The sequence below is a fragment of the Methylobacterium sp. PvR107 genome (assembly GCF_017833295.1).
Classification (GTDB): Bacteria; Pseudomonadota; Alphaproteobacteria; order Rhizobiales; family Beijerinckiaceae; genus Methylobacterium.
On the sequence record NZ_JAFIBW010000001.1, the window covers coordinates 295,601 to 320,642 of the forward strand.

Consider the following 25,042-nt stretch of genomic DNA (forward strand, 5'->3'; position numbering starts at 1 on the left):
CAAGATTTGACCCGGCCCGATCTGCGACTCGGCGACACGGAGGCCGGGATCCGGATTGTTCCGGTAGCACTCCCGGCCGTCAAGTCATGATTGTTGAGTAAAGTCTCGTGTATTTCTGGCAGAATATACGTAAATGGATTGTGAAAATAGCATTTTATGACCTTAAGATATTTGTCTTCATGCAAATATGCTCGCGAAATAGATCTCCAAGGCCCTGATCTCCGGTTCGTGTCCAGAGCGGCCGCCAGCACCGCGCGGCGTGGCGTCGATGATGCATCCGGCCGGCGTCGCCGTCGCAGCCCGCGAGACCGATGACCGCTTTGCACACGCCCTGCCCGCGCCCCGCCCGATCCCCTCGCCGGGGACGCGGCTGATGGAATCGCCCGAGGACGGCTCCGTCGCCTGGGCGGAGCGCCGCCGGATCGCCGAGCAGGGCCGGGGCGACCGGGCGTGGTCCCTGTGGGGCCCGTATCTCAGCGAGCGGCAATGGGGGACGGTCCGGGAGGATTACAGCGCCGACGGCGATGCCTGGCGCGCACTGACGCACGAGGACGCCCGCTCCCGCGCCTACCGCTGGGGCGAGGACGGGCTGGCCGGGATCTGCGACGAGCGCGGCGGCCTCAACCTGGCGCTGGCCCTGTGGAACGGGCGCGACCGCATCCTCAAGGAGCGCCTGTTCGGCCTGACCAACCAGGAGGGCAATCACGGCGAAGACGTGAAGGAGGTCTACCACTACCTCGATGCCGTCCCGAGCCACGCCTATCTCCGGATGCTCTACCGCTATCCGCAGGGCGCCTTCCCGTACGAGGATCTGGTCCGCGAGAATCTGGCGCGCGGCCGCGACCAGCCCGAATACGAGATCGACGAGACGGGGATCTTCGCGGGCGACCGGTTCTTCGACGTCACGGTGGAATACGCCAAGGCCGATGCCGACGACATCCACGCGGTGATCACCGTGCTCAACCGCGGTCCCGAGGCCGCCGACCTCCACGTCATCCCGCTTCTCTGGTTCCGCAACACGTGGTCCTGGCAGGCCGGGCAGGCGCGCCCGGTGATCGCCCGCGCGCCCGACGGGGGCGTGGCCTGCACCCACGAGCGGCTGGGGCCGTACCGCCTCGCCTTCGACGGCGCCCCGGACCTGCTGTTCTGCGAGAACGACACCAACCTGCGGCGCCACGGCGGACAGCCCGATGCCCCCGGCCCATTCAAGGACGGGCTCCACGCGGCGATCGTCGAGGGCGACGCCGCGGCGGTGCGGCGGGATGCCGGGACCAAGCTCGGCCTGCACTACGCGCTGCGGCTGGAGCCCGGGGCGAGCGCCCGGATCCGGCTGCGGCTCTCGGCGGGCGCGCGCATCCGCGCCGTCGACGGCGACGGGGCCACGATCCGGCAGCGGCGGGCCGAGGCGGACGCGTTCTACGAGGAATTGCAGGACGGCATCACGGACCCGGATGCCCGCGCCATCTTCCGGCAGGCCGCCGCCGGGCTGATCTGGTCGAAGCAGCTCTACTGTTACGACGCGCGGCGCTGGCTGGCGGGCGACCCGCTCCAGCCCGCGCCGCCGCGCGGGCGGGATGGCGGCCGCAACGGCCAGTGGCGGCACCTCGCGGCGGCGGACGTCCTGTCGATGCCCGACACCTGGGAATACCCGTGGTTCGCCGCCTGGGACCTCGCCTTCCACTGCCTGCCGCTGGCGCTGCTCGACCCCGGCTTCGCCAAGAAGCAGCTCCTGCTGCTGACCCGCGAATGGTACATGCACCCGAACGGGCAGCTTCCGGCCTACGAGTGGGAGTTCGGCGACGCCAACCCGCCGGTCCATGCCTGGGCCGCCTACCGGGTGTTCGAGATCGACCGGGACCGGCGCGGCGGGCGCGGCGACATCGCCTTCCTGGAGGGCGTGTTCCACAAGCTCCTGATCAACTTCACCTGGTGGGTGAACCGGAAGGATGCGCAGGGGCGCAACGTCTTCCAGGGCGGCTTCCTGGGGCTCGACAATGTCGGGGTGTTCGACCGCTCGCGCCCGCCCCCGGGCTTCGGGGTGGTGCACCAGGCCGACGGCACCGCCTGGATGGCGATGTACGCGCTCAACATGATGCGCATCGCCCTGGAACTCGCCCTGCACAACGACGTCTACGAGAGTACCGCCTCGAAGTTCTTCGAGCACTTCCTGCTCATCGCCGAGGCGATGACCGATATGGGCGGCGAGGGCTTCGGCCTGTGGGACGAGGCCGACGAGTTCTACTACGACGAGGTCGACATCCCCGGCGGCGGGATGCTGCCCCTGCGGGTCCGCTCCATGGTCGGGCTGGTGCCGCTCTTCGCCGTGGAGGTGATCGAGCCCTCCGTGCTGCAGCGCCTGCCGGACTTCGCCCGGCGCCTGAACTGGGTGCTGGAGAACCGGCCCCACCTCGCCCGGCTGGTCTCGCGCTGGACCGAGGGCGGCGTGAAGGACCGCAAGCTCCTGTCGCTGCTGCGCGGCCACCGCATGAAGGCGCTGCTCCGGCGCATGCTCGACGAGGCGGAGTTCCTCTCGCCCTACGGCGTGCGCTCGCTCTCGAAGGTCCACCGCGACGCGCCCTACGTGCTCAACGAGCTGGGCGCGTCGTTCACGGTCCGGTACGACCCGGCCGACTCGACCTCCAACATGTTCGGCGGCAACTCGAACTGGCGCGGCCCGGTCTGGATGCCGATGAACTACCTCATCGTCGAGGCGCTGCGGCGCTTCCATACCTATTACGGCGACGACTTCCTGGTGGAGTACCCGACGGGCTCGGGGGCCCAGTGCACGCTGAGCGCGATCGCCGATGCCCTGGAGGACCGCCTGATCGCCCTGTTCGCCCGGGATCCGGAGGGTCGCCGGCCCGCCCTGGGCGACGGGGCGCGGAATCTCACGGCGCCCGGCGCCGAAGAGGCCCTGCTGTTCCACGAGTTCTTCGACGGGGATACCGGCCGGGGGCTCGGCGCGTCGCACCAGACCGGCTGGACGGCGCTGATCCTCACCCTGCTGCGCGACCGGGCGCGGTCTCGGGAGGCGCGCCGCTAGAGCATTTCCGCCGACATGGTCGCCGGTGCGGCGCAAGAAGATGCTCTGGTGGTCAGGAGAATCAGACGCTTGGTGCCCACAGCGAGGGGCTGCCTGCGACCCGACCCCGCCCGCCGAGAACGCCGTGTGCGCGTCTCCAAAGCGGCCGTTCGTCAGCCGTCCGGCAAGTTCGGCGGGCGTGTCGCAAAGCCGGCTGCGCGCGGCGGAAGGGCACCGCCCGCCCTGCTCTCACGCTGTGTTCGAGGCCGGACGCCACCGCGGGCGTCCGGCTTCTGCGTGCGGGCAAGCGTGGTGAGGGTCACAGGCCCGCGCCGAGGATGGCGTGGCACGCTGGGCAGGCAGGGCCGACGCGCCGCGAATCGCGGCGCGTTCGCGGTTGCGACGGGCCCTCGAAACGCGCCGTTAACCTTAATCAGTGATTTGCCAAACCATTAGTGGCTTCGCGCGGGATGGACCTGCTGCCGCGCAGGGATGGCAAATTATGCGGCTGATCGTCGGCACTTTGATCGTCTTCGCCTGCGTCTTCGGCAGCTACAAGATGATGGGTGGCCACCTGGAAGTCCTCTGGCAGCCATTCGAGTTCGTCATCATCCTCGGCGCGGCGATCGGCGCCTTCGTCATCGGCAATACCGGGCCGGTGCTCAAGGCCGTGCCCGCCATGCTGGGCACGCTCCTGAAGGGCCCCAAATACAACCAGCAATCCTATGTCGAACTGCTGGGAATGCAGTATTCGTTGTACAAGCTTGCGAAGCAGAAGGGTTCGATGGCGCTCGAGCCGCACATCGAAAATCCGAGCGAGTCGTCCCTGTTCAACGCCTTCCCGACCTTTGCCGCGAACCATCACGCGGTCGAGTTCGTCTGCGACTACATGCGCATGGTGACGCTGGGCGCCAACAACGTCCACGAGATCGACGCGCTCATGGACGAGGAGCTGGAGACGCACCACCAGGAGCAGGAGCGTGTCGTTTCGGCCATGCAGTCGCTCGCCGACGGAACGCCGGCGCTCGGCATCGTCGCCGCCGTGCTCGGCGTGATCAAGACGATGGGAGCGATCAAGGAGCCGCCGGAGGTGCTGGGACATCTGATCGGCGGCGCGCTCGTCGGCACCTTCTTCGGCGTCTTCGTCGCCTATGGCTTCTTCGGGCCCATGGCGCAGTCGCTGAAAAGCCTCTTCGAGGCCGAAGCCAAATACTACCTCTCGCTCAAGGCGGGTCTGCTCGCCCACATCGCCGGCCAGCCGCCGGTGATGTCGGTCGAATTTGCCCGCAAGTCTCTGATGAGCGACGTCCGCCCGACCTTCAGCGAAGTGGAAGCGGCAACCGCCGCCCTGCCCGCCCAGATCTGACCCGATATCCGGTGGGGATTCGATGACCACGATCATCATCAAGAAGGTCAAGAAGGCCGGTCACGCGCACCATGGCGGTGCCTGGAAGATCGCCTATGCGGACTTCGTGACCGCCATGATGGCGTTCTTCCTGCTGATGTGGCTGATCAGCATGACCACGCAGGAGCAGAAGGTCGGTCTGGCGGAATACTTCGCGCCGGCGGCTCTGAGCCCTGCAACCAGCGGCGCGGGCGGTATTCTCTACGGCACCGCCCTGGACACGGCAGGCAACAAGTCGTCCACGCCCCGCGACGCAGGGAGGGGCTCTATCGAGCAGGAGGACAAGGCGCGCTCGACCAGTCCGGGCCGCGCCAGCGATCTCGATGCCAGCCGCACGGCCGCCAACGTGCAGGCCAATGTCAGCGCCATAGCCAGTCTCCGGCAGGCGCTCCAGGCGATGCCCGACATTGCCGAGCTGTCGCGCAACATCGTGATCGAGCAGACCAAGGAGGGCGTGAACGTGTCCCTCGTGGATCAGGACGGCCGCTCCATGTTCCGCGAGGGCTCCGTCGACCCCTACGAGCACACCCGTCGCGTGCTGGTGGCGCTCGCGCCGACCCTGCGCCAGCTGCCCAACCGCCTGTCGATCACCGGCCACACGGCCGTCGCGCGCCCGGGCTCGACGCGGGCCGGCGAACCCTGGAACCTCTCCGCCGGGCGTGCCCTCGCCGTGCGCGAGGTCCTGGCGGCTGCCGGGGTTCCCAACGACAACTTCGCTTCCGTGACGGGACGGGCCGACACCGAGCCGGTTTTCCCCGACAATCCCTACCTCGCGCCGAACCGACGGGTGACGGTCACGCTGCTCAACGCGAGCCCGCCGGTGCCCCCGAACCTGTTTCGCTGACGACACGGCGCCGCGCCGCCTGAGACTCCGTTCGAGATCGCGATCCGTGCGCGCGGCTTGAGCTCGCCCAGTGTGCAGGCGCTGGGCTGAAGCGGCAGGACGACGCGGCGGCCCTGCGCACCTGCGGCGAGCCCGCCGGTGCGCAGGGCGGGCGTGTCGCAAACGCTGCTGTAGGCTGCGGACGGGCATTGACCGCCCCGCTTTCACGCGCTGCCCGTGACCGGATTGCCCCAGACCGGCGGCTCCCCCGGTCTGGAGCTGGCCCTTGGCAGGCCCGGAACGATCCGCGTATCCAAGACCCATTGGAATGCGCGCGGACCCAGGGCAACCTTGCAGGGGGCCAGAGATGGCTCGGATGCTGCGCAGGGATCGAGACGGGGTTCCTCGTGGACGGGCACGCGGGCGTTCCGCGTCGAGGATCGGCGATGCCGAACGTCGAACAGATGATGAAGCGCCAGCAGATGCTGGCCGATTTCGGCGAGTTCGCCCTGGGCAGCGAGAGCCTCGACGCGGTGCTCGCCGAAGCCTGCCGCCTCGTCGGCGAGGCACTCGGGACCGGCCGCGCCAAGATCCTGGAGATCCAGGAGGATCAGAGATGCCTGCTCGTGCGGGCCGGCGTGGGCTGGGATTTCGGCATCGTCGGGCTGCTGCGCCTGCCCCTGGACGAGCACTCCTCCGAGACCTTCGCGATCAGCGAAGGCAAGCCGGTCATCACGCGGGACATCCGCAAGGAAGAGCGCTTCGATGTCCCCGCGTTCATGCGGAACGCCGGTGTCGTCGCGCTGGCCAACGTGCCGATCTTCGTGCCTGGCAAGAAGCCCTATGGCCTTCTGCAGGTGGATGCGACCGAGCCGCGGGATTTCGGACATGCCGACACCGAGTTCCTGCGCACCTACGCGACCATCCTGGGCCCGGTGATCGACCGCCTCCACAAGGTGGACGTTCTGCGCGTCACCGAGGAGCGCTTCCGCCTCGTCGTCGAGAATGCCCGCGACTACGGGATCTTCCTGACGGATAGCGAGGACCGGATCACCGACTGGTACCCGGGCGCGGAGGCCGTTTATGGCTGGACGGCCGGCGAGGCCATCGGGCAGCCCGCTTCCATCATCTTCACCCCCGAGGACCGGCGGCACCGGGCGGACGAGAAGGAGCTGGAGGAGGCGCGGCGCGAAGGTTCGGCCCCCGACATCCGCTGGCACCGGCGCAAGGACGGCGCGCGCGTGTTCATCGAGGGGATGACCACGTCGTTGCGCGATGCCGACGGCAGCCTGCGCGGCTTCCTCAAGATCGGCCAGGACGTCACCGAGCGGCGCAAATCCGACGAGGCGCTGCGCGACAGCGAGGTGCGCTTCCGGGCCGTGGCGAGCCTCGTTCCCGTCCTGCTGTGGCGCTCGGATGCGGGGGGGACGCACAACTCGGCCAACCAGCCCTGGCTCGACTATACCGGCCAGAGCCTGGAGCAGTCGCAGAGCAGCGGCTGGCTCGACGCCATCCACCCCGACGATCAGGCCATAACCCGCGAGGCGTTCCGCACGGGTCATGCCGAGCGGAAGCTGGTGGAGGTGCAACTCCGGATCCGCGCGCGGGACGGCTTGTACCGCTGGTTCCTGGTGCGGCAGACACCGATCACCGACGCGCGCGGGCAGCTCGTCAAGTGGTTCGGTGCCGCAATGGACATCGACGAGCTGCGCAACGCCCAGGCCCGGCAGGAGGTGCTGGTCAGAGAGCTGCAGCACCGCTCGCGCAATCTGCTCGGCGTGGTCACCGCCCTGGCGCAACGCACCGTCGGTCAGGGCGCGCCGCTCGAGAGCTTCACGACGCGGCTGCAGGCGCTCAGTCGGGCGCAGTCGCTGCTCAGCCAATCCGGCAGCGACATGGTCGAGGTCGGCGCGCTCGTCGACGCGGAACTCGCCGCCCATGCCGGCAGCACGCCGACCCGCATCACCATCGCGGGTCCGAAGGTGCGGCTCACCTCGCAGCAGGTGCAGAACTTCGCGCTCGCGCTGCACGAGCTGACCACGAACGCCGTCAAGTACGGCGCCCTGAGGAGCGACACGGGCCGGCTGTCGGTCACGTGGGAGCGGCTTCGGGGCGATGAGGGCAAGGACCGGCTCGCCCTGAGCTGGATCGAGAGCGGCGTGGATGTGCAGCCCGAGACGGTGACCCGGCATGGCTACGGGCGAGAGCTGATCGAGCGGGCGCTCACCTACGCCCTGCAGGCCCGGACCGAGTACCGGCTCGGCGCGGACGGGGTGCGTTGCCGGATCGAGATGCCGCTCGCCTGACGTATCGCAACGTGGCTCCGCCCCCGAAAGCCTGACGCGCGCGTGTCCGCCACGGGGGGATGCAGGTCGCCGATCGTTCCGACTAGGTCGCACGCCCGCAGCGGGAGAAGCCGAGCCGCGACACCGAATTGCTGCTGGCGGTCCGCAGGCTCGTCGAAGGCTCGCAGGACAGCCTGCCCCGGGCATCATAGGCTCCGGACCGCGCATGAGGCCGAGGTCGAACGCGGCCCCGTGCACGCGGTCATGCGCATCAGGTCTGGTTTGCGCGAGCCGCTGACCCGATCCGATCCCACGCCACGACAGTGACGCCGTCCGACCGGATCCGGCGGGCGCCAGCACCCTCGTCGCGCTCCGTCACGCCATGGCCCGGCTCGAGGCCCGAAAACACCGGCGGCATCGGGACCCGGCAGGTCGGCGTGCCCGGATCCCGGGCACCGCGGCGCGGCCCCGGGATCACGGGGTTTGGCAGGCCCGCGCCGGTCAGCAGCTCAGGCGGCGGCCTTCGCGGCGGCCGAAGACCCGGTAATGGGCGGCGCCGGATTCCATCTGGCCGTTCGCGATCGCGCGGCGGACATCCGGGTTGCAGCGCAGATACTCGCGCTCGTCGAACCCGTAATTGGCCCGCCCCCCCCGATAATCGTCCCGATCCCGGTAGCCCCGATCGCGGGACTCGTAATCGCCGCGGTCCCGGTCCCGGTAGCCCCGATCGCGGGAGCCGTAATCGTCGTAGTCTGGGCGCGGCTGCGCCGCGACCGGGCCGACCACACCCAGAACACCGAGGCTCACCGCGGCTGCTGCCAGAAACGCCTTCATCCGTCTGCCCTCCTCGAGCATCCTGCAAAACACCCGCTCATCGGGCTGGCTCCGTCTGCGCATGATCGCGCAGCGAAGCTTCGTCGGGACGCTCCCGATTGGTCGCTTGAAACGCCCCGCGGGCGAGATGGTTTCGATCCGTCCTCAGTCGCCCATGGCGGCCGAGTGCGGAGTCGAGACCTGAGATGCGACAAAAAGCCCGGCCGCGGGATCGACCGCGCCGGGCCCGGATCCGGGCCGGCCGGGTCAACCGGCCGGCCGAATCCCCGATTACATGCGGTGCATCATCTCCCGGCGCATCATGCGGTGGCGCATCCCGCGGCGCATCTCGTGACGCTCCATGCGGTGGCGCATCATCCGGTGCTCCATGCGCCGCCGCATCATGTGACGCTCCATCCGATCCATCTGGACGGTCGAGACCATGTCGGACGGCGCGGCGACGGCGCCGGGCGCCAGCGGCGCGGCGGAGGCGGGCAGCGCGACGGCGCCGCCGAGAGCGGCGAGCAGGGCGGCGGTGATGATCGAAATGCGCAAAGGATGTATCCTCTTTCGCCGCCGATGGAGGCGGGCGTTTCCTTCAGGGCTGGGACGGGAGGAGATCCTCCCACAGCCCCGCCCAGGAAGCCGCGGTCTGCCCGGATGGTTCCAGGACATTCGGGCGCGCCCCCCGCCCAGGCCGTCCCCGCTCGACGGTGACGTGCTGCCGGCCATCGGCGCCGCGCCGCGCCACTTCCGCTGCCTGGCGCGGCACCCGGCGCGACGCCCCTATGCGACGCCCTGCGTGGCGGCGGATCCGGCCGCCCCCACACGGCGGCAGATGCGGAGAATTCTCAGGTCGCCCGCGCCCTTTGGATGGCACGCCCTGCAGCGGACCACCCGCTGCCGCATGCCCGCCAACCGAGCCTCCGGGCGATCGTTCCGGCCCCGGTGCCGCCTGGCCGGGCACCCGCCCGGATCCGGCGGACAGGCCCGCGCGATCGGTCCTGCAATCCCCCGCTCAACCGGCACCATCGACCTGCCGGCGGTCGCGCGCAGCATCGATATCGACCGCAATTGCCGTGAGTAGATAAATATACGCTAGTTTAAAATTTATATCATTTCTTCCGATTTGCGCTTTTAGTCGATTGTGACCCCATAGTTATCGCCAGTACTGATAGTAATTTTATCTGGAAAATCTGCAGCGATTTGTTATGTTGTGCCGCACCCGCAATGGAATCGGGATCCGAGCGGTCGAGGGCGCCAAAAATCTAGATATCGCATTTGATTTATCGTTTTTGATCTCAGAAAAAAGCACTTCCAGGTCTTCACAAAGTATATTCCCAAAGATCGCGACAGAGATAACTCCGAATCAGGAAGCGATGATGCACCGTATTGTGAGCACCGGCCTCGTGATGGGCTTGCTGTCGAGCACAGCGTTGTCCGCCGATCTGGCCCATAGGCGCGCATCCGAACCGGTGGCGCCGCCCGTCTTCACGTGGTCGGGCGTCTATGGCGGCCTGTTCGCCGGCTTCGGCGCGCTCGACAGCGCCACGCAGTTCCTCTGCACGGGTCCCGATGGCCGGGCCGGCGCAGCGGGCTGCCCCGTCCTCCCGTCCCGGCGGGGCACCGACGACGGCTTCATCGCCGGCGGCGAGGTCGGCGGCAACTGGGAGGTCGGATCCGGCTTCGTGGTCGGCGGCGCCGCGGATTACCAGTTCACGCGCCTCTGGGATTACGGCGAGCGGGAGGGACGCTTCACCGACAGCGGCGGCCGCGCCCTGATCTTCAACGTCGCGCATGCCGGGCAGCGGCTCGACCAGCTGGCGACCGTGCGCGGCAAGGTTGGCTTCGCCCTGGGGCCGACGCTGATCTACGGCACCGGCGGCCTCGCCTTCGGCAATGTGCGGATCGACAGCAACCTGACGACCTTCAACCGGAGCGTGTTCGACGCGCGCGAGGGCGAGGTCCGCACGGGCTACGCCGTCGGCGCCGGCCTCGAGCACGCATTCACCGATCACCTCTCGGCCAAGGTCGAGGGCCTCTACTACGACCTCGGCAGCCGCTCGGTCCTGGCGGCACCGATCGGTCGCGTGCTGCCCGGCTACCATGCCGGTGCCCGCATCGCGACGGACGGCTTCCTGACCCGTGTCGGCCTCAATTGCCGGTTCGGTGCCGGCCTGCCGTCGGACGGTCCGGCCGCACCCTCGCCCTGGGCCTTCGAAGGCGGCCTGCGCTACTTCTACAGCTCCGGCGGCCCGCGCTACACCCTCGGCGATCCCTTCAAGCCCGGCCAGATCAATTCCCGCCTGACCTATGCGGGTTCCGACGCCCATTCCGGCGAGAGCTTCGCGCGGGTCGAGCATGTACCCACCGGCCTGTTCGCCAAGGGTTTCCTCGGCGCCGGCGGGGTCACGTCGGGCCGGCTCTCCGACGAGGATTTCCCACCCGCCGAGAGCCCGTATTCGAAGACGCTCTCGCCGATCAAGGACGGCGACATCAGCTACGGCGTCATCGATTTCGGCTACGATGTGCTGCGCCGGGATGGCTTCAGCCTGGGCGGCTTCGTCGGCTACCAGTACGACGCCGAACTTCTCAACGGCGACGGCTGCCGGCAGGTGGCACGCAACGGCATCTGCGCGGGCCGGTCCGCCGTACCCGATCAGGTCAAGGTCCTGGGTGAGACCCTGCGCTGGAATGCGCTGCGCGTCGGCCTGATCGGCGAGGCCCGGTTCGACCGGGTCCGGCTGAGCCTGGAGGGCGCCTACCTCCCAGCCGTGTCTCTGGAGGGGGTCGATCGTCACTGGCTCCGGCCGGACATCAACCCGCTGCCGCAGCAGGGGCACGGAGACGGCTACTTCGCCGAGGGCATCGTCTCATACGACGTGACGCCGCGCGTGAGCGTCGGCGTCGGCGGTCGCTACTGGCGGATGCAGACCGATTCGGGCTCGGTGAAATTCCCGACCTACCCGCGCAGCCCGACCAAGTTCGAGACCGACCGCTACGGCGCCTTCGCGCAGATCTCCTACCGGTTGGCCGATTTCGGCCTCGGCGAGGCGGGTGCCCCGGCGGCCCTGGTCGGCAAGGACTGACGGGGGCTTGACCGCGGCCCCTGGCCGGCGCTGCCTGCACGATCAACGCGGGGCGCCGGCCCGGTTCGGGGGGGCGCCCGGCCGGGCACAGCCACCCTGCGCGGTCGCGTGGCACGGCGCCCGCAATTCCGTGGCCGCGCTGCTGACCACCGAGAAGACCGCCTCAACCGGCACCCGGCTCATCGGGCGCAGGCCAAGCGCCCGCGCACCATGCGCGATCGCGTTCTCCGGCCTGAGATCTGGCCCAGGGCGTATCGTCCCGTCATCCCGGGGCCGCGCAGCGGAGCCCGGCGATCCAGAGCCGCCGACACGTCAAGGTCTTGTACCGGCAGAGGCGCTGGCGCGCCGGAACGAGAGTGCAGATCGCACGGGCCGGGGCCTCAAACCGGTAGCGATGATCTCGCGCGCGTACGGCCCGCCGCGTGTTGCGCAAGCTGGCTCCCCGGCCCAGGCCGTTCTGCGGCTGGCGCCGACATCCGGTTTCCCGGCGAACGGGCGTCCGTGATGACCCTGGATGGGGGAAGGGCCCCGCGCTGCAGGGGGCGGTCGCGCATGCCGCACGAATCTGGCAAGGAATCCGCAACCATCAGCTAAGCAGGCTGCGCCGGAGCAGCACCGTGCGTGCTTCGGGGCGCGGTTCGCGCCGGTCGAACGGATCCGGCAACGCCGATGTACACAGACGCGCCTCTCCCGGTCGCGCCGCCAAGCCCCGCGTCCCCCTCCCCCGCGCGCGAGGCGGAGCCGTGGGCGGGCGCCGCGGGGTTCGGGCAGTGGCGGATCGATGCGCGCACCCGGTGCGTCGCCCGGTCGGCGAGTTTGGCGCGCGTCCTGGGCGGACCGCCGACGGGGCAGAATCTGGCCTTCGAGGACCATTTCGCGTGCTATCACCCGGATGATCGCGCGCTTGTGATCGCGCGGGTCGACGATCTCCTGTCCGGCCGCCGGCCGGCGACGCCCTATCAGGCCCGGGCCCGCATCGTGCGTCCGGACGGCAGCGGCCTCGATGCGATCATCCAGGGCGTGCCCGAACACGGCCCCGACGGCGCGCTCGTCGCCCTGCACGGGATGCTCCTCGACGTGACCGATCTGGTCCTGTCCGAGCGGCGCGCGCACGAGACCGACACGCTCCTGCACGGGACGCTGGACAGCATGGACCAGGGCCTCGTCGTGCTCGACGCCGCCCAGCGCGTCCGCGTGTTCAACCGGAGCGCCGCGGAACTCCTCGACCTGCCGGGCGACGTCCTGCGCGCGGGCGTCGCCTTCCCGGACATTCATGCCTACCAGCGCGCGCGGGGCGATTTCGCCGCAGCGGAAACCGAGCTGCGGCTCGGCGTGGCCGGCCGCGACCTGCGGGCGCTGCCGCCGCTTTTCGACTGGCGCCTGCCCAGCGGTGTCATCCTGGAGGTGCGGCGCTCGCCGCTCGCCAGTGGCGGCGCGGTCCTGACCTTCAGCGACGTCACGCAGACGCGGCTCGCCGAGCGGGCGACGGAGGAGAGCGAGCGCCGCTACCGGCTGCTCGCCGAGAACGCCACCGACATCATCATCTGGTCCGACCTGACCACCCGCCGCCGCTACGTCTCGCCCGCCGTGCGCACCGTCCTCGGCTACGATCCGGACGAGCTCATCGGAACGCAGCCCCTCGACTTCACCCATCCGGACGACGTCGCCGCCTATCGCGAGGTCCTCGACGGCCTGATCGCCGGGCGCACCGCGCGCGCCCTGACCTCGCAGCGCTACCGGCACCGGAACGGCCACTGGGTGTGGCTGGAAATCTCGTTCAGCCTGACCCAGGACGCCACGACCGGCGAAGCGGACGGCTACGTCGCCACCCTGCGCGACATCAGCGCCCGCAAGGCCGCAGAGGATGCCCTGCGCCTGAGCGAGGCGCGCTACCGCGCGCTGGCGGATGCGCTTCCCCAGCTCGTCTGGATCACCGCGACCGAGACCGGCGAGGCGAGCTACGTGAACCGCCGGTTCGAGGATTATTACGGGCCGATCGGTCCTGCGCGCGCCGCCCGGACGGCCCGCAACCACCCCGACGACGCCGAGCGGATGGAGGACCTGTGGCGCGAGGCGCGGGCGCGCCGGACCGCCTACGAGGTCGAGGGCCGCCTGCAGCGCCACGACGGCGCCTATCGCTGGCACAAGCTCGTTCTCCTGCCGATCTGGCAGGGCGAGACGATGGTGGGCATGCTGGGCACCGCCCTCGATATCGACGAGATCGTGGCGGCGCGGCGCAAGGTCGAGGAGGCGAGCAGCCTCCTGCTCCTCGCCCAGCAGGCCGCCAAGGCGGGCACGTGGCACCTCGACCTGGACAGCGGCCAGATCGACTGGTCGGCCGAGAGCGCGCGCCTGCACGGAATCGAGACGGACGGGGACTATGCCCTCGACGTGCCGTCCTGGCTCACCCTGATCGATCGCCAGGACGGCGCGCGCGTCCTTCAGATCGCCTCGGCCGCCGCTGAGGCGGGGGAAACCTTCTCGATCGAGTTCCGGGTCCCCACTCCCGACGGCGGGGTGCGCTGGATCAACGGCGTCGGGCGCGGCGTCCCGGGGCCGGACGGCCGGGCGCGGCGGATGATCGGCCTCAACATCGACGTGACCGCCCGCAAGGCTGTCGAGGCGGCGCTCATCGCCGCCAAGGCCGCGGCCGATTCCGCCCGCCTGGAGGCCGAACGCGCGAGCGCGGCCAAGAGCGAGTTCCTGGCCGCCATGAGCCACGAGATCCGCACGCCGCTCAATGGGGTGATCGGCTACGCCGACCTGCTGCTCGACGAGACGGAACTCGGGCCGGTGGCGCGCAAGCACGCCGACCGCATCCGCACCGCCGGCGCGGCGCTCCTGACCGTGGTCAACGATGTCCTCGATTTCTCGAAGGTCGAGGCCGGCCAGATCGAGATCGTGCCCCGCCCCTTCGCGGTCGAGGCGCTCATCGACAACGCCGTCTCGATCGTGCGTCCGTCGGCCGAGCGCAAGGGGCTCGCGCTCGCCATCACGCGCGGGCCGGACCTGCCGGCCTGGATCGCGGGCGACGAGGACCGCCTGCGCCAGATCCTCCTCAACCTGCTCAACAACGCCGTGAAGTTCACCCCGATCGGGCGCATCCGCCTGACGGTCCTGGCGGGCCCCGGCAGCCGGGCCGGCGCGCGCACCCTGCGCTTCGAGATCCGCGACACCGGGATCGGCATCCCTGCGGACAAGTGCGACCGCCTGTTCCGGCGCTTCTCGCAGGTCGACGGCTCTGTCAGCCGCGAGTACGGCGGCACCGGGCTGGGCCTGGCCATCTCGAAATCCCTCGTCTCGCTCATGGGCGGGACGATCGGCGTCGCGAGCGTTGCGGGCGCGGGCTCGACCTTCTGGTTCGAGGTCACGCTGCCGGAGACGGCCCCGGAGGCCGGCGCCGGGGCACCGGTCACCGCCACCACCCGGGCGACGGGCAGGCGCCTCCTGCTGGCCGAGGACGTGCCGCTCAACCAGGAGCTCGCCCGGACGATCCTGGGACGGGCCGGGCACCTGGTGGACGTGGTCGGCGACGGCGCCGCCGCGGTGGCGGCAGTCCAGGCTCGGCCCTACGACCTCGTCCTGATGGACGTCCAGATGCCGGTCATGGACGGCATCACGGCGACCCGGCGGATCCGCGCGCTGGGCGGGCCGCTGAGCCGTCTGCCGATCGTCGCGATGACCGCCAATGTCCTGCCGCAGCAGGTGGCCGAGCTGCGCGCGGCCGGTCTCGACGACCATGTCGGCAAGCCGTTCCGGACGGAGGCGCTGCTGGCGGCGATCGACCGCTGGGCCTGCCCGCGCGACGCGCATCCGCGCGCCGCCGCCGCGCTCGATCGCACCGTTCTCGACGAGATGACCGAGATGGTCGGACGGGACCGCATGCGCGGCCTCCTGGCGATGCTCGCCCGGGAGCTCACGCAACGGTTCGGGGCCGACGCCGCCGATCATGGCCGCGAGCGGCTCATGCTGGACGCGCACGCGATGGTGTCGGCGGCCAGCATGGTGGGCTTCGTGACGCTCGCCGACACCTGCCGGGCGGTGGAAGCGGCCTGCCGGGCTGCAGAGGACGTCGCCCCCCTGCTCGGCCCGCTCCAGGCCCAGGTGGCCGCGACGATCGCCGAGATCGAGGCCCTGCGCGCGAACTGAGCCGGAGCCGCCGTCGGCCGAGGACGCGACCGCGCTGGCCGAGGACGCGACCGCGCTGGCGGAGACGGATCCGGATTCCGCTTCACGGGCCCGGGATGACGGGGCGGCCGGGCCCAGCGCCCTGCGCGGGCGGACAAGCACATCCGGCGCTTGCATTCTGGCCAGCGGCATCGTCACCCCGGCCGGACTCTGCTAGGCAGCCGCCACTGCCATGCCGATGCCGATTCCCGCCCTCCGAACCGTGCTCTTCCGCCTGCACTGGGCGCTGGGCCTCACCGCCGGTCTCGTCCTCGCCGTGATGGGCCTGACCGGGGCGCTGATGAGCTACGAGGAGGCGGTCACCGCCTTCGCCAACCGCGACCGGCTGACGGTCCGGGCGGCCGAGCGCCCGGCCCTGACGCCCGCGGCCCTGGCCGCCCGGATCGGCGCGCAGGTGCATGGGCCCAAGGTCGACGCGCTGACCCTGTCGGACGATCCCGGCGCCAGCGTCCTCGTCCGCTTCGCCCGCGATCCCGCGACCCGCGCGCGGCCGCCCTCGGTCTATGCCGACCCGTATGACGGCACGGTGCTCGGCCCGATGCGGTTCGAGACGGCGTTCGCGACGGTGCGGGAGCTGCACCGCTGGCTGCTGCTCCCCGGCGGCTCCAAGGGCTGGGGCCGCACGATCACGGGTGCCTGCCTCTGGGCGCTCCTAGCCTTCCTGGCGACCGGCCTGTACCTGCGCTGGCCCCAGATCCACCGCTGGCGGATCTGGCTGAAGCCGCACCTGTCGCGGCCCGGCCGGGCGCGCTGGTGGTCACTGCACGCGGTGGCGGGGACGTGGCTCGTGCCGGTCTATCTCGTGATCGCGCTCACGGGCCTGACCTGGTCCTACCCCTGGTTCAAGGACGGCGCCACGGCGCTGCTGGCGGGCGATCTCGAGGCGGCAAAACCCGCCCGCGCGGCGGGTCGTCCGGAGGGCCGTGGCAGGCCGGCCGACGCGGACGCCGCGGCATCCGGGACGTCCCTCGACCGCGCCTGGGCGGCCTTCCGCGCCGCCGAGGGCCGCGCGGCCGGGTCCGCGACCGCGATCCTCCCCGGGGCCGACGCGAAGGCGATCCGCATCCGCTGGCTGCCCCGCGGCGTCGACGCGCCGAGCGCCCGCAACGAGGCACGCTACGACGCCGCCACGGGCGCGCTGGTGTCGGCCGAGCACGCCGCCGACCTGCCGCTGGGGCGGCGTCTCGTCGAGAACATGCTGGAGGTGCATCGCGGCCGCTTCTTCGGCGGTGTCGTCGCCCTGCTGTTCTGCCTCGCGGCTCTGGCCATGCCGGGCTTCGCGGCCACCGGCCTGACCCTGTACGTCCTGCGCCGCCGCGCGGGTGCCCGCCGGAGAATCGTCGAGCCCGAGACCGCAGGCGCGACGGTCAGCCCGGTCAATCCCTGAACGCCTGTCCGAGCTGGGGATTCCGACCCGCGGCCTCGTCCTGTGACGCCCGCGCCAGCGGGACTCGACGGCCGGTTCCAGACGGCCGCGCGATCCCGGGATTTCTCCCGCGCGGCCTCCGCTGACGAGACCGTCGCCCTTGATGCGGCCGGTCCGGCTCAGAGCCGGGCGGTGATCGTGGCCAGCACCGAGAACGGCGCGCCGGGCTGGTTGTTGGTCTGGTTGAAGGGCTGCTCGATGTAGCGCCGGTCGGTCAGGTTCCGCGCATTGATCGAGAACCGCGCGTGCTCGTTGAAATCGTAGAACACGGCGGCGTCGAGCCGGGCGTAGCCGCCCACCGAGTAGCTGTTGTTGAGGTCGCCCGTGCGCCGGCCGACATAGGTGACCCCGGCGCCGATGTTCCAGCCGAGCAGGAAGCCCTGCTGGAACTGGTAGGTCGACCAGATGCTGCCGCTGAAGGCCGGGGCGCCGACGAGGCGGTTGCCCACCGCGAAGGTCGTATCCTTCGTGATCCGCGCGTCGAGGACGCTGACGCCGCCGATGACCTTCCAGCCCGGCAGGATCTGGCCGGCAAGGTCGGCCTCCACCCCTTCGGAGCGTTGCTGACCGGTGATCACCGCGTAGTTGGCGTTGTTCGGATCCGTGGCGGAGACGTTGTTGCGGGTGATCGAGAACGCCGCCGCCGACAGGGTCAGGTCCGGTGTCAGATCCAGCCGGCTGCCGATCTCGTATTGCTCCCCGGTCTCCGGAGGCGGGTTGGTGACGTTCAGGACGTTGTCGGTCTGCGGCTTGAACGAGGTCGTATAACTCGCATAAAGGGTCAGTGGCTCAACCGGCCGGTAGATCAGGCCGACGCGCGGCGAGGTGCCCGACAATTGCTGGTCGGGCGGGATCGTCCGCGCGGTCGGTGTCCGGCTGAAGTAATACTGCGTGCCAGTGTCGTAGCGGACACCGACGAGCAGTTGCAGCCCCAGCCCGAGGTCGATCTGGTCCTGCACGTAGAGGCCGTTCAGTTCGGTCTTCTGCTTGAGGTCCGACTGGAACTGGAGGCCGACCAGAGCCGCCCCGAAAACCGGGTTCTGGAAGCTCACCGACGGGAAGTTGGTGCTCTGCGTCTGGTAGGCGCGCCGGTAGCCGTTGGTGTATTCGACGCCGGCCAGCACCGTGTGGCGGAAGCCCAGCAGGTCGAACCGGGCCACCATCTCGGTCTGGCTGTCGACCGCCGCGTAGGTCGAGTAGACGCCGATCTCGCGCCGGCTGACCTGAGTCCCGGCCGCGTTGAGGCCGGTGGCGCGGGTCGCCAGGGTGTCGAACCCGCCCCATTGCACGTTCAGCACCTCGCGCAGGGTGATGTTGGCGTTGAGGTCGTGCTCGACTTTCAGCAGCCCGAAATTGGCGGTGCCGTTGTAGCGGGCGAAGGGCTCCCCGTAATAGCGCGCGCGATCGTCCAGCGGCACGCGGCCGTTCCGGGCGATGAGGCCCTCGTCGTACTGGGTGTCCACCCGGGTGAACTCGCCGAGGAACGTGACCCGCGTGTCCGGGCTCGGATTCCACGCGAAGGCCGGCGCCACGAAGGTTCGGGCATTGTCCCGGCCGCCGTAGTTGCGGAAGGTCGGGTCGGACTGGCTGGCGAAGCTGACGCGCCCGGACAGGCCCTCGACGCCCTCGATGGCGCTCGACACCGAACCCTGCACCCGCCGGAAGCCGAAACTGCCGCCCTGCACGCTGATGTCGCCGGACGGGACCAGCGTCGGCTGCCGGGTGACGATGTTGATCAGGCCGCCGGGATCGCCGCGCCCGTAGAGCACCGAGGCCGGCCCCTTCAGCACCTCGATCCGCTCCACGTCGGCGAGATCGCGCGTCACCGGCGAGAAGGTGTTGGCCTGGTTCAGCAGCACGCCGTCGATGGCGTAAGTCTGGGTTCGGAAGCCGCGGATGATGAAGGTGTCGCTCCGGCCCTGGATCGTGCCGCCGGGCTGGACGCTGCTGACGTTCTGCAGCGCGTCGCTGAGGCGGATATCCTGCTGGTCGACCAGCACCTCCCGCGGCACCACCTGCACCGATTGCGGCGTGTCGCGCAGGGGCGTGTCGGTGCGGGTCGCGGTGGCGGAGCGGGTGGCGCGGTAGCCGACGACCGGACCGCCCGCGCGTTCGACGGCGGGACCGGTGCCGGTGACGGTCAGTTCGGAAAGGGCGACCTCTTCGGCCTCCGGTTGCGACTGCGCCTGAAGACACGTCGAGGACAGGAGCAGAGCCGTCGTGGCGAGTGCCGCAGGAGAGGCATTCAAGTACTTGCGGAGACGATACGTGCGATCGACATCGTCGATCCGATCCGAAGGCATGGTTTAAAATCGTTCTCAGGAGCGGTGCATCAGCAGGATGCGCTCCTCCTAAGTGTATGGTGCGCGTCGTCTCAATGGCGGCGCGCGGCATCGGCGCGATAGGACCGCATATTTTCAGGTGCGGCATGTCCCATCGACCGGAATGTGGCCGATATGGCACGAATTCCGGGAGGATGTTTTTAAAACACTTCCAGACTGCCTACTTAGACGTGTACGCGCCGGGGAAGAGAACACCGAATCACGCGCGAACCCGAAGCGCGCGGGGCCCGGTCACGACCGGCCGGCCCGCATGAGGGGGGGATTGCGGACCGGCCGGCGTACCGCGCGCCGGTGTCGGCGCGCGATCGGAGGATGGGGTATCTCCAGGCGGGGCCTCGCTGCCGCCGGGCTTGCCGCGCCGAAGCATCGATCGCGCCGGGCGCGGATCAGCGGCCCGCCTGCGGATCCGGATCCGCGGCGTGCGGCAGGCGGCCGTCGAGGCCCGCATCCAGCAGGGCGTGGAGCTGGGCCACGGTCGCGGTGACGTCGTAATCGGGCAGTGCGGCGCGGCCGACCACGATTCCCCGCATCAGCGGCGCAAGGAGCGCGTAGAGCGCCTTCGGATCGCAGGCCGGACTCGTGGCGAGCGCCGCGAGTATCGTCACGAACCAGTCGCGGGTCTCGGCCTCGGTCCGCGCCGTCAGGGCGGCGATGGCCGGATTGCGCGTGGATTCCGACCAGACCTCCACCCGCAGGATCGCGGCCTCGCGGGTGATCGACACGAAGTAGCGGGCGATGATGCTGAGCAGCGCCCCACGCCGATTGCCGCTGCCCTCCATCTCCGCCACCAGGAGGGTGCCGCGCTCGCGCTCGCGCTCCACCAGCCCGACGACCAGGGCTTCCTTGGACTCGAAGTAGCGGTAGAAGTTCCCTGGACTCATCGCGGCCTCGCGGGCGAGGTCCTGCATGGTGGTGCGATGGAAGCCGTTGCGCGCGAAGCAGGCTTCGGCCGCATCGAGAATGTGATCCCGCCGGACGGAGGGGCCGCCGCGCGCGTCGGCGGTGCCGGTCACCGCGGCGGCCGGGTCGCGAAGGCGACGGGGATGACACGGCTCTGATCCTTGCCGGGGCTGGCGACCGCGCAGGATTGCGGCCTCTGGCCCAGGTCCGCACAGATCCGGGCCTGCCAGCCTTCCGGTCCGGCCCCGGTCCAGCCGATCAGCGCCAGCCAGGCGAGGGCCAGCACGGCGCCGAAGGTCAGGTTGGCGGGGGTGCAGACCGCGCGGGCGAGGGCGAGGATGCCCGGATCGCGGGCACCGAAGCGCTCCGCATCGAGATCGGACCAGCGGCCTTCGAACGTCAGGGCCATCGCGCGCTCCTGTCTACCCCATTATCGTAATGAACGTTCATTCTCATGTCAATGAACGTTCATTCTCGTTCCGGGCACGGACGCATCCGGGTGCGGGAGGCGGTCGGATCTGCGCGCAGATTTGAAGGAGGCCGGGAGGATCCGGCCCGGGTGCCGACGCGACCTTCGAGGGCTGTCCAAGCCGGCTCAGGGCGTTTTCGGCAGCCCCTCCCGTCATCCCGAGGCGCTTGCGTCAGCGGGCCTCGAAGGAGGGCTCCAGGGATCGCGCGGCCGGCTGGAGGGCTCCTTCGAGGCCTCCGCTGCGCTCCGGCACCTCAGGATGACGAGGCGGTTGGGATGTTCGCGGGGCGGGCATCCGGGTACCAATCCGTCCCCGGCACACCGCCGCCGCAGCGCTGCTCTCCGCACATCCGGGCGCCATGCCCTCGATGCGCGAAATCCGCGCTCAGCCGTGCACCGCCGGCTTGAGGGCGCCGGTCCGCTCGTGGAAGTCCGGGCCGTTGGTGGTCCGGGCCACGTGGCCGGCGCGGATCAGGTAGTCGCCGAAATGCTCGCCCGGCTGCCGGCCCTTCGCGTAGTCGGCGAAGAGCGGATCGAGGGTGTCGCGGATCTCGGAGGCCGCCACGTCCTCCCGGTAGAGCTTGCTCAGGCGCGAGCCGTCGTGGGCAGCGCCCAGGTAGAGGTGGTAGCGCTCGGGGCCGCGGCCCACGAGGCCGATCTCGGAGATGAACGGCCGGGCGCAGCCGTTCGGGCAGCCGGTGGAGCGGATCGTGATCTCCTCCTCGGCCAGCCCGTGGGACGCGAGGCTCTCCTCCAGCTCGGTCATCAGGTCCGGCAGGTAGCGCTCGCTCTCGGCCAGCGCGAGGCCGCAGGTCGGCAGGGCGACGCAGGCGAGCGAGCTGCGCCGCAGCGCGCTCGCGCCCCGGGTCAGGCCGTACTCGTCGACCAGCGCGTCGATCTCGGCGCGCTTCTCCGCCGGCACGTTGGCGATGATGACGTTCTGGTTGCCGGTGAGGCGGAAATCGCCCTGATGCACCTCGGCGATGCGGCGCAGGCCCGAGAGGAATTGCGCGCCGCCCTCGATATCCTTGATCCGGCCCGCCGGCACGTAGAGGGTCAGGTGATGGCGGCCGTCGTCGCCCGCGACCCAGCCGTAGCGGTCGCCGTTGCCCGTGAAGGTGAACGGCTTGGGCGCGCCGAGCTTCTTGCCGATCCGCTTCTCCACCTCGGCCCGGAAGGCGTCGAGGCCGTAGCGCTCGATCGTGTACTTGAGCCGGGCGTTCTTGCGGTTCTTGCGGTTGCCCCAGTCGCGCTGGACGGTCATCACCGCCTCGGCGACCTTGATGGCGTCCTCAGGAGCCACGAAGCCCATCACGTCGGCGGTGCGCGGGAAGGTGTCGGGCTCGCCGTGGGTCATGCCCATGCCGCCGCCCACCGTGACGTTCCAGCCGGTGACCTGATTCTTCTTGTCGAGGATCGCGATGAAGCCGAGATCGTGGGCGAAGATGTCGACCTCGTTGGAGGGCGGCACCGCCACGACGGTCTTGAACTTCCGCGGCAGGTAGGTCCGGCCGTAGACCGGCTCGACCTCGGCCGCGTCCTCGCCGCCGACCACGCGCTCGCCGTCGAGCCAGATCTCGCGCCACGCGCTGGTCTTCGGCAGCAGCGAGTCGGAGATGTCCTTGGCGAGCTGGTAGGCGGCCTTGTGGGCGCCGACCTGGGCCGGGTTCGTCGCCGCCATGACGTTGCGGTTGACGTCGCCGCAGGCCGCGATCGTGTCGAGGAGCGCGCCGTCGATCGCCGCCATCGTGCGCTTCAGGTTCGACTTGATCACGCCGTGGTACTGGAAGGTCTGGCGCGTGGTCGCGCGCAGCGCCCCGCCCGCGTAGGTCCGGGCGATGTCGTCGAGGATCAGCCACTGCTTCGGGGTGATGACGCCGCCGGCGATGCGCAGGCGGATCATGAAGCTGTAGGCCTTGTCGAGCTTCTTCTTGGTCCGCTCGGGGCGCAGGTCGCGGTCGTCCTGCAGGTACATCCCGTGGAACTTCACGAGTTGCCCGTCATCCTCCGAGATCGCCCCGGAGGCGTGCTTGAGGAGGCCGTCCGCCAGCGTGCCGCGGAGGTAGCCGCTGGCGATCTTGATGTGCTCGTTCGCCGCGAGCTTCTCCGCGCGGGCAGCCTCGGCGTCCGTGATCGGGCGCGCCGTCGGCGGGGTCTCGTAGACGCGCTTGGCCGGGGCGGCGTTCGGGGTCTCGGCGGGGTCGCGGGGGCTGTGGTCGTCCATGGGGTGAATCCGTCTGTCTGAACGCGTCTCCCACCCCGCGCGTCAGGGGTGAGTGCCGAGCGGAACGCGTGCCGGTTCACGGACTGGGCGGGATCCGCGACGGTCCCCCTCTCCCGTGCGGGAGAGGGTTGGGGTGAGGGATGCGCCCTCTCCGGAAAGACCTGGATCCCTCACCCTGCCCCTCTCCCGTACGGGAGAGGGGACCCGCGCCCCATCCTGCTCCGCTTCAATCTCGATCCTGCGGCCTCGGAAGGCCGGTCCGTTAGTAAACGTCCTGCTGGTAGCGGTGGCTGCGCTCCAGCGCCGCGACCTGCGTCTCGGCGTCGGCGGCGCTGAGGCCCTTCGCGGTCTGGTACGCGCCCACCACCGCCGCGCGCACGTCCTTGGCCATGTTCTTGGCATCGCCGCAGACGTAGAAATAGGCGCCCCCGTCCAGCCAGGAGACCAGCTCCGCGGCGTTATGGGTGATCCGGTCCTGCACGTAGACCTTCTCCGGCTGATCCCGCGAGAACGCCACGTCGATCTTCGTAAGCGACCGGTCCTCCAGGGCGTCCTGCCACTCGAGCTGGTACAGGAAGTCGTGGGTGAAGTGCCGGTCGCCGAAGAACAGCCACGACCGCCCCGGAGCCTCGACGGCCCGGCGCTCCTGCACGAAGGCGCGGAACGGCGCGACGCCGGTGCCGGGGCCGACCATGATGATGTCGGTGGCCGGATCCTGCGGCAGGCGGAAGTGGCGGTTCGGCTTCAGCCGCACCCGCAGCTTGGCGCCGTCGCGGATGCGGTCGGCGACGTGGACCGAGGCGACGCCCGAGCGGGCGCGGCCGTGGGTCTCGTAGCGCACCGCCGCGATGGCGAGGTGGACCTCGTCGCCCACCTCCTTGCGCGAGGAGGCGATCGAGTAGGCCCGCGGCGGCAGCGGCCGGGTGATCGTGGTGACGTGCTCGGCCGTGAGCTTGGCCGGGTAGGTCTCCAGCAGGTCGATCAGGTGCCGGCCCTCGATCCAGGCCTTGGCGGCGCCGCTGTCGATCAGCGTCTGCGCGTCCGCGTGGCCAGTGGCCTTCACGAACCGCTCGATCGTGGCAGCCGACAGCGTGGTGATGTCGCGCTCGGCGAGCAGCGCCCGGCGCAGGGCCTCGTCCCCCGAGAGCCCGGCGGCGTTGAGGATCTCGTCCACCAGCTGCGGGTCGTTCTCGGGGAAGATCTCCAGCGAATCGCCCGGCTCGTAGGCCGGGGCGCCATCCTCGAAGGCGAGCGCGAGGTGGATCGTCTCCTTGTCGGAGCGCGAGGAGTTGAGGTTCACGTGCTCGACGACCTCGACCACCACGGGCTCGCGGCTGGGCTCGGCATCGTCGTCCTCGCCGGACCCGGCGCGGGCGAAGTCCACCGCCACGACGTTGTCGGGCTGCTCGGCCGGGGCGAGCGCCTTCAGCGCGCCCTTGATCCAGCCGGCAGCGGGCGTCTCGAAGTCGAGGTCGAGGTCGGCCCGCTCGGCGGCGCGCTTGGCCCCCAGCGCCTCGAAGCGTTCGTCGAGCGCCTTCCCGATGGCGCAGAACTCCGCGTAGGAGGTGTCGCCGAGCGCCAGGACCGCGAACTCGACGCCGTCGAGGCGCGGGGCGCCCTCCCCCATCAATTCGCCGTAGGCCCGCACGGCCCGGGCCGGCGGCTCGCCCTCGCCCCAGGTGGCCGCGATCGCGATGAGCTTGCCGGCCTTGGGCAGGGTCGCGATGTCGAGGTCGGAGAAATCCACGACCTTCGGCTTGAAGCCCTGCTTGCGCGCGAGCTTCGCGACATTGCCGGCGAGCGCCTCGGAATTCCCCGATTCGCTGGCGTAGATCACCGTCAGCGGTTCGGCGGCCTTGGGCGGGGCAGCCGGCATGGCGGCCGGCTGGCCGCCCGCGGCGTCGAGGCCCGCCAGGAAGCCGGCGAGCCAGGCGCGCTGCGTGGGGCTCGCGGCGCCGAGCACCGCATCGAGGCTGGCGCGCTCGCCGTCCCCGAACGGGGCGGTGCGCGGGAGAAGATTCTGGCGTGACATCAAGAGACCATGTCGTGGCCTGTG

General features: G+C 70.3%; 14 protein-coding genes. 7 read left to right on the plus strand and 7 right to left on the minus strand.

Annotation, left to right across the window (positions count from 1 at the left end; translation table 11 throughout):
• The first annotated feature begins 373 nt into the window (after nt 1-373).
• From JOE48_RS01310 to JOE48_RS01325, 4 genes are all read left to right on the plus strand, one after another.
• Nucleotides 374-3,043, plus strand: a complete 2,670-nt coding sequence (locus tag JOE48_RS01310) for an MGH1-like glycoside hydrolase domain-containing protein (protein WP_210035499.1) — start codon at nt 374-376, stop codon at nt 3,041-3,043.
• Nucleotides 3,044-3,524: 481 nt separating this feature from the next.
• Nucleotides 3,525-4,388 (plus strand): flagellar motor stator protein MotA, encoded by an 864-nt coding sequence (gene motA / locus JOE48_RS01315; RefSeq protein WP_210026155.1) that lies wholly within the window; start codon nt 3,525-3,527, stop codon nt 4,386-4,388.
• Between the two features lie 22 nt (nt 4,389-4,410).
• Nucleotides 4,411-5,271, plus strand: coding sequence for a flagellar motor protein MotB (locus JOE48_RS01320; RefSeq protein WP_210026158.1), 861 nt, complete (start codon nt 4,411-4,413; stop codon nt 5,269-5,271).
• Nucleotides 5,272-5,696: 425 nt separating this feature from the next.
• Nucleotides 5,697-7,556, plus strand: coding sequence for a PAS domain S-box protein (locus JOE48_RS01325; protein ID WP_210026164.1), 1,860 nt, complete (start codon nt 5,697-5,699; stop codon nt 7,554-7,556).
• Nucleotides 7,557-8,036: 480 nt separating this feature from the next.
• Here JOE48_RS01325 and JOE48_RS01330 read toward each other — a convergent pair whose 3' ends face one another.
• Together JOE48_RS01330 and JOE48_RS01335 are read right to left on the minus strand one after the other, a co-directional pair.
• A complete protein-coding gene (locus JOE48_RS01330; protein WP_210026172.1) occupies nt 8,037-8,369 on the minus strand; it encodes a hypothetical protein in 333 nt (110 codons plus the stop codon).
• A gap of 270 nt (nt 8,370-8,639) precedes the next feature.
• Nucleotides 8,640-8,903, minus strand: coding sequence for a hypothetical protein (locus JOE48_RS01335; RefSeq protein ID WP_210026174.1), 264 nt, complete (start codon nt 8,901-8,903; stop codon nt 8,640-8,642).
• An 824-nt stretch (nt 8,904-9,727) separates the two neighbouring features.
• Between JOE48_RS01335 and JOE48_RS01340 the strand changes: the two genes are divergently transcribed.
• The 3 genes from JOE48_RS01340 to JOE48_RS01350 all read left to right on the plus strand — a co-directional run bounded on the left by JOE48_RS01340 (nt 9,728) and on the right by JOE48_RS01350 (nt 17,012).
• Nucleotides 9,728-11,437 (plus strand): outer membrane beta-barrel protein, encoded by a 1,710-nt coding sequence (locus tag JOE48_RS01340; protein WP_245252681.1) that lies wholly within the window; start codon nt 9,728-9,730, stop codon nt 11,435-11,437.
• A gap of 816 nt (nt 11,438-12,253) precedes the next feature.
• The gene (locus JOE48_RS01345; protein ID WP_245252682.1) at nt 12,254-15,586 is read left to right on the plus strand and encodes a PAS domain S-box protein; all 3,333 of its coding nucleotides are present in this window, start codon (nt 12,254-12,256) and stop codon (nt 15,584-15,586) included.
• A 211-nt stretch (nt 15,587-15,797) separates the two neighbouring features.
• Nucleotides 15,798-17,012 carry a PepSY domain-containing protein gene (locus JOE48_RS01350; RefSeq protein ID WP_210026178.1) on the plus strand — a complete coding sequence of 405 codons (1,215 nt, stop codon included), beginning with the start codon at nt 15,798-15,800 and terminating at the stop codon, nt 17,010-17,012.
• Nucleotides 17,013-17,170: 158 nt separating this feature from the next.
• On the opposite strand, the gene JOE48_RS01355 is transcribed toward JOE48_RS01350, so the two are convergent.
• The 5 genes from JOE48_RS01355 to JOE48_RS01375 form a co-directional block, all read right to left on the minus strand.
• A complete protein-coding gene (locus JOE48_RS01355; protein WP_210026180.1) occupies nt 17,171-19,354 on the minus strand; it encodes a TonB-dependent siderophore receptor in 2,184 nt (727 codons plus the stop codon).
• 425 nt (nt 19,355-19,779) lie between these two features.
• Nucleotides 19,780-20,406: a TetR/AcrR family transcriptional regulator gene (locus JOE48_RS01360; RefSeq protein WP_210026183.1), complete on the minus strand. Its 627-nt coding sequence runs from the start codon at nt 20,404-20,406 to the stop codon at nt 19,780-19,782.
• Entirely contained in the window at nt 20,403-20,702 is a 300-nt protein-coding gene (locus tag JOE48_RS01365) for a hypothetical protein (protein ID WP_210026185.1), read from the minus strand. Before JOE48_RS01365 ends, JOE48_RS01360 begins: the two co-directional genes overlap by 4 nt.
• Before the next feature lie 445 nt (nt 20,703-21,147).
• Nucleotides 21,148-22,986, minus strand: a complete 1,839-nt coding sequence (locus JOE48_RS01370; protein WP_210026195.1) for an NADPH-dependent assimilatory sulfite reductase hemoprotein subunit — start codon at nt 22,984-22,986, stop codon at nt 21,148-21,150.
• Between the two features lie 262 nt (nt 22,987-23,248).
• Nucleotides 23,249-25,018: a sulfite reductase flavoprotein subunit alpha gene (locus JOE48_RS01375; protein WP_210026197.1), complete on the minus strand. Its 1,770-nt coding sequence runs from the start codon at nt 25,016-25,018 to the stop codon at nt 23,249-23,251.
• Between the last annotated feature and the right edge of the window lie 24 nt (nt 25,019-25,042).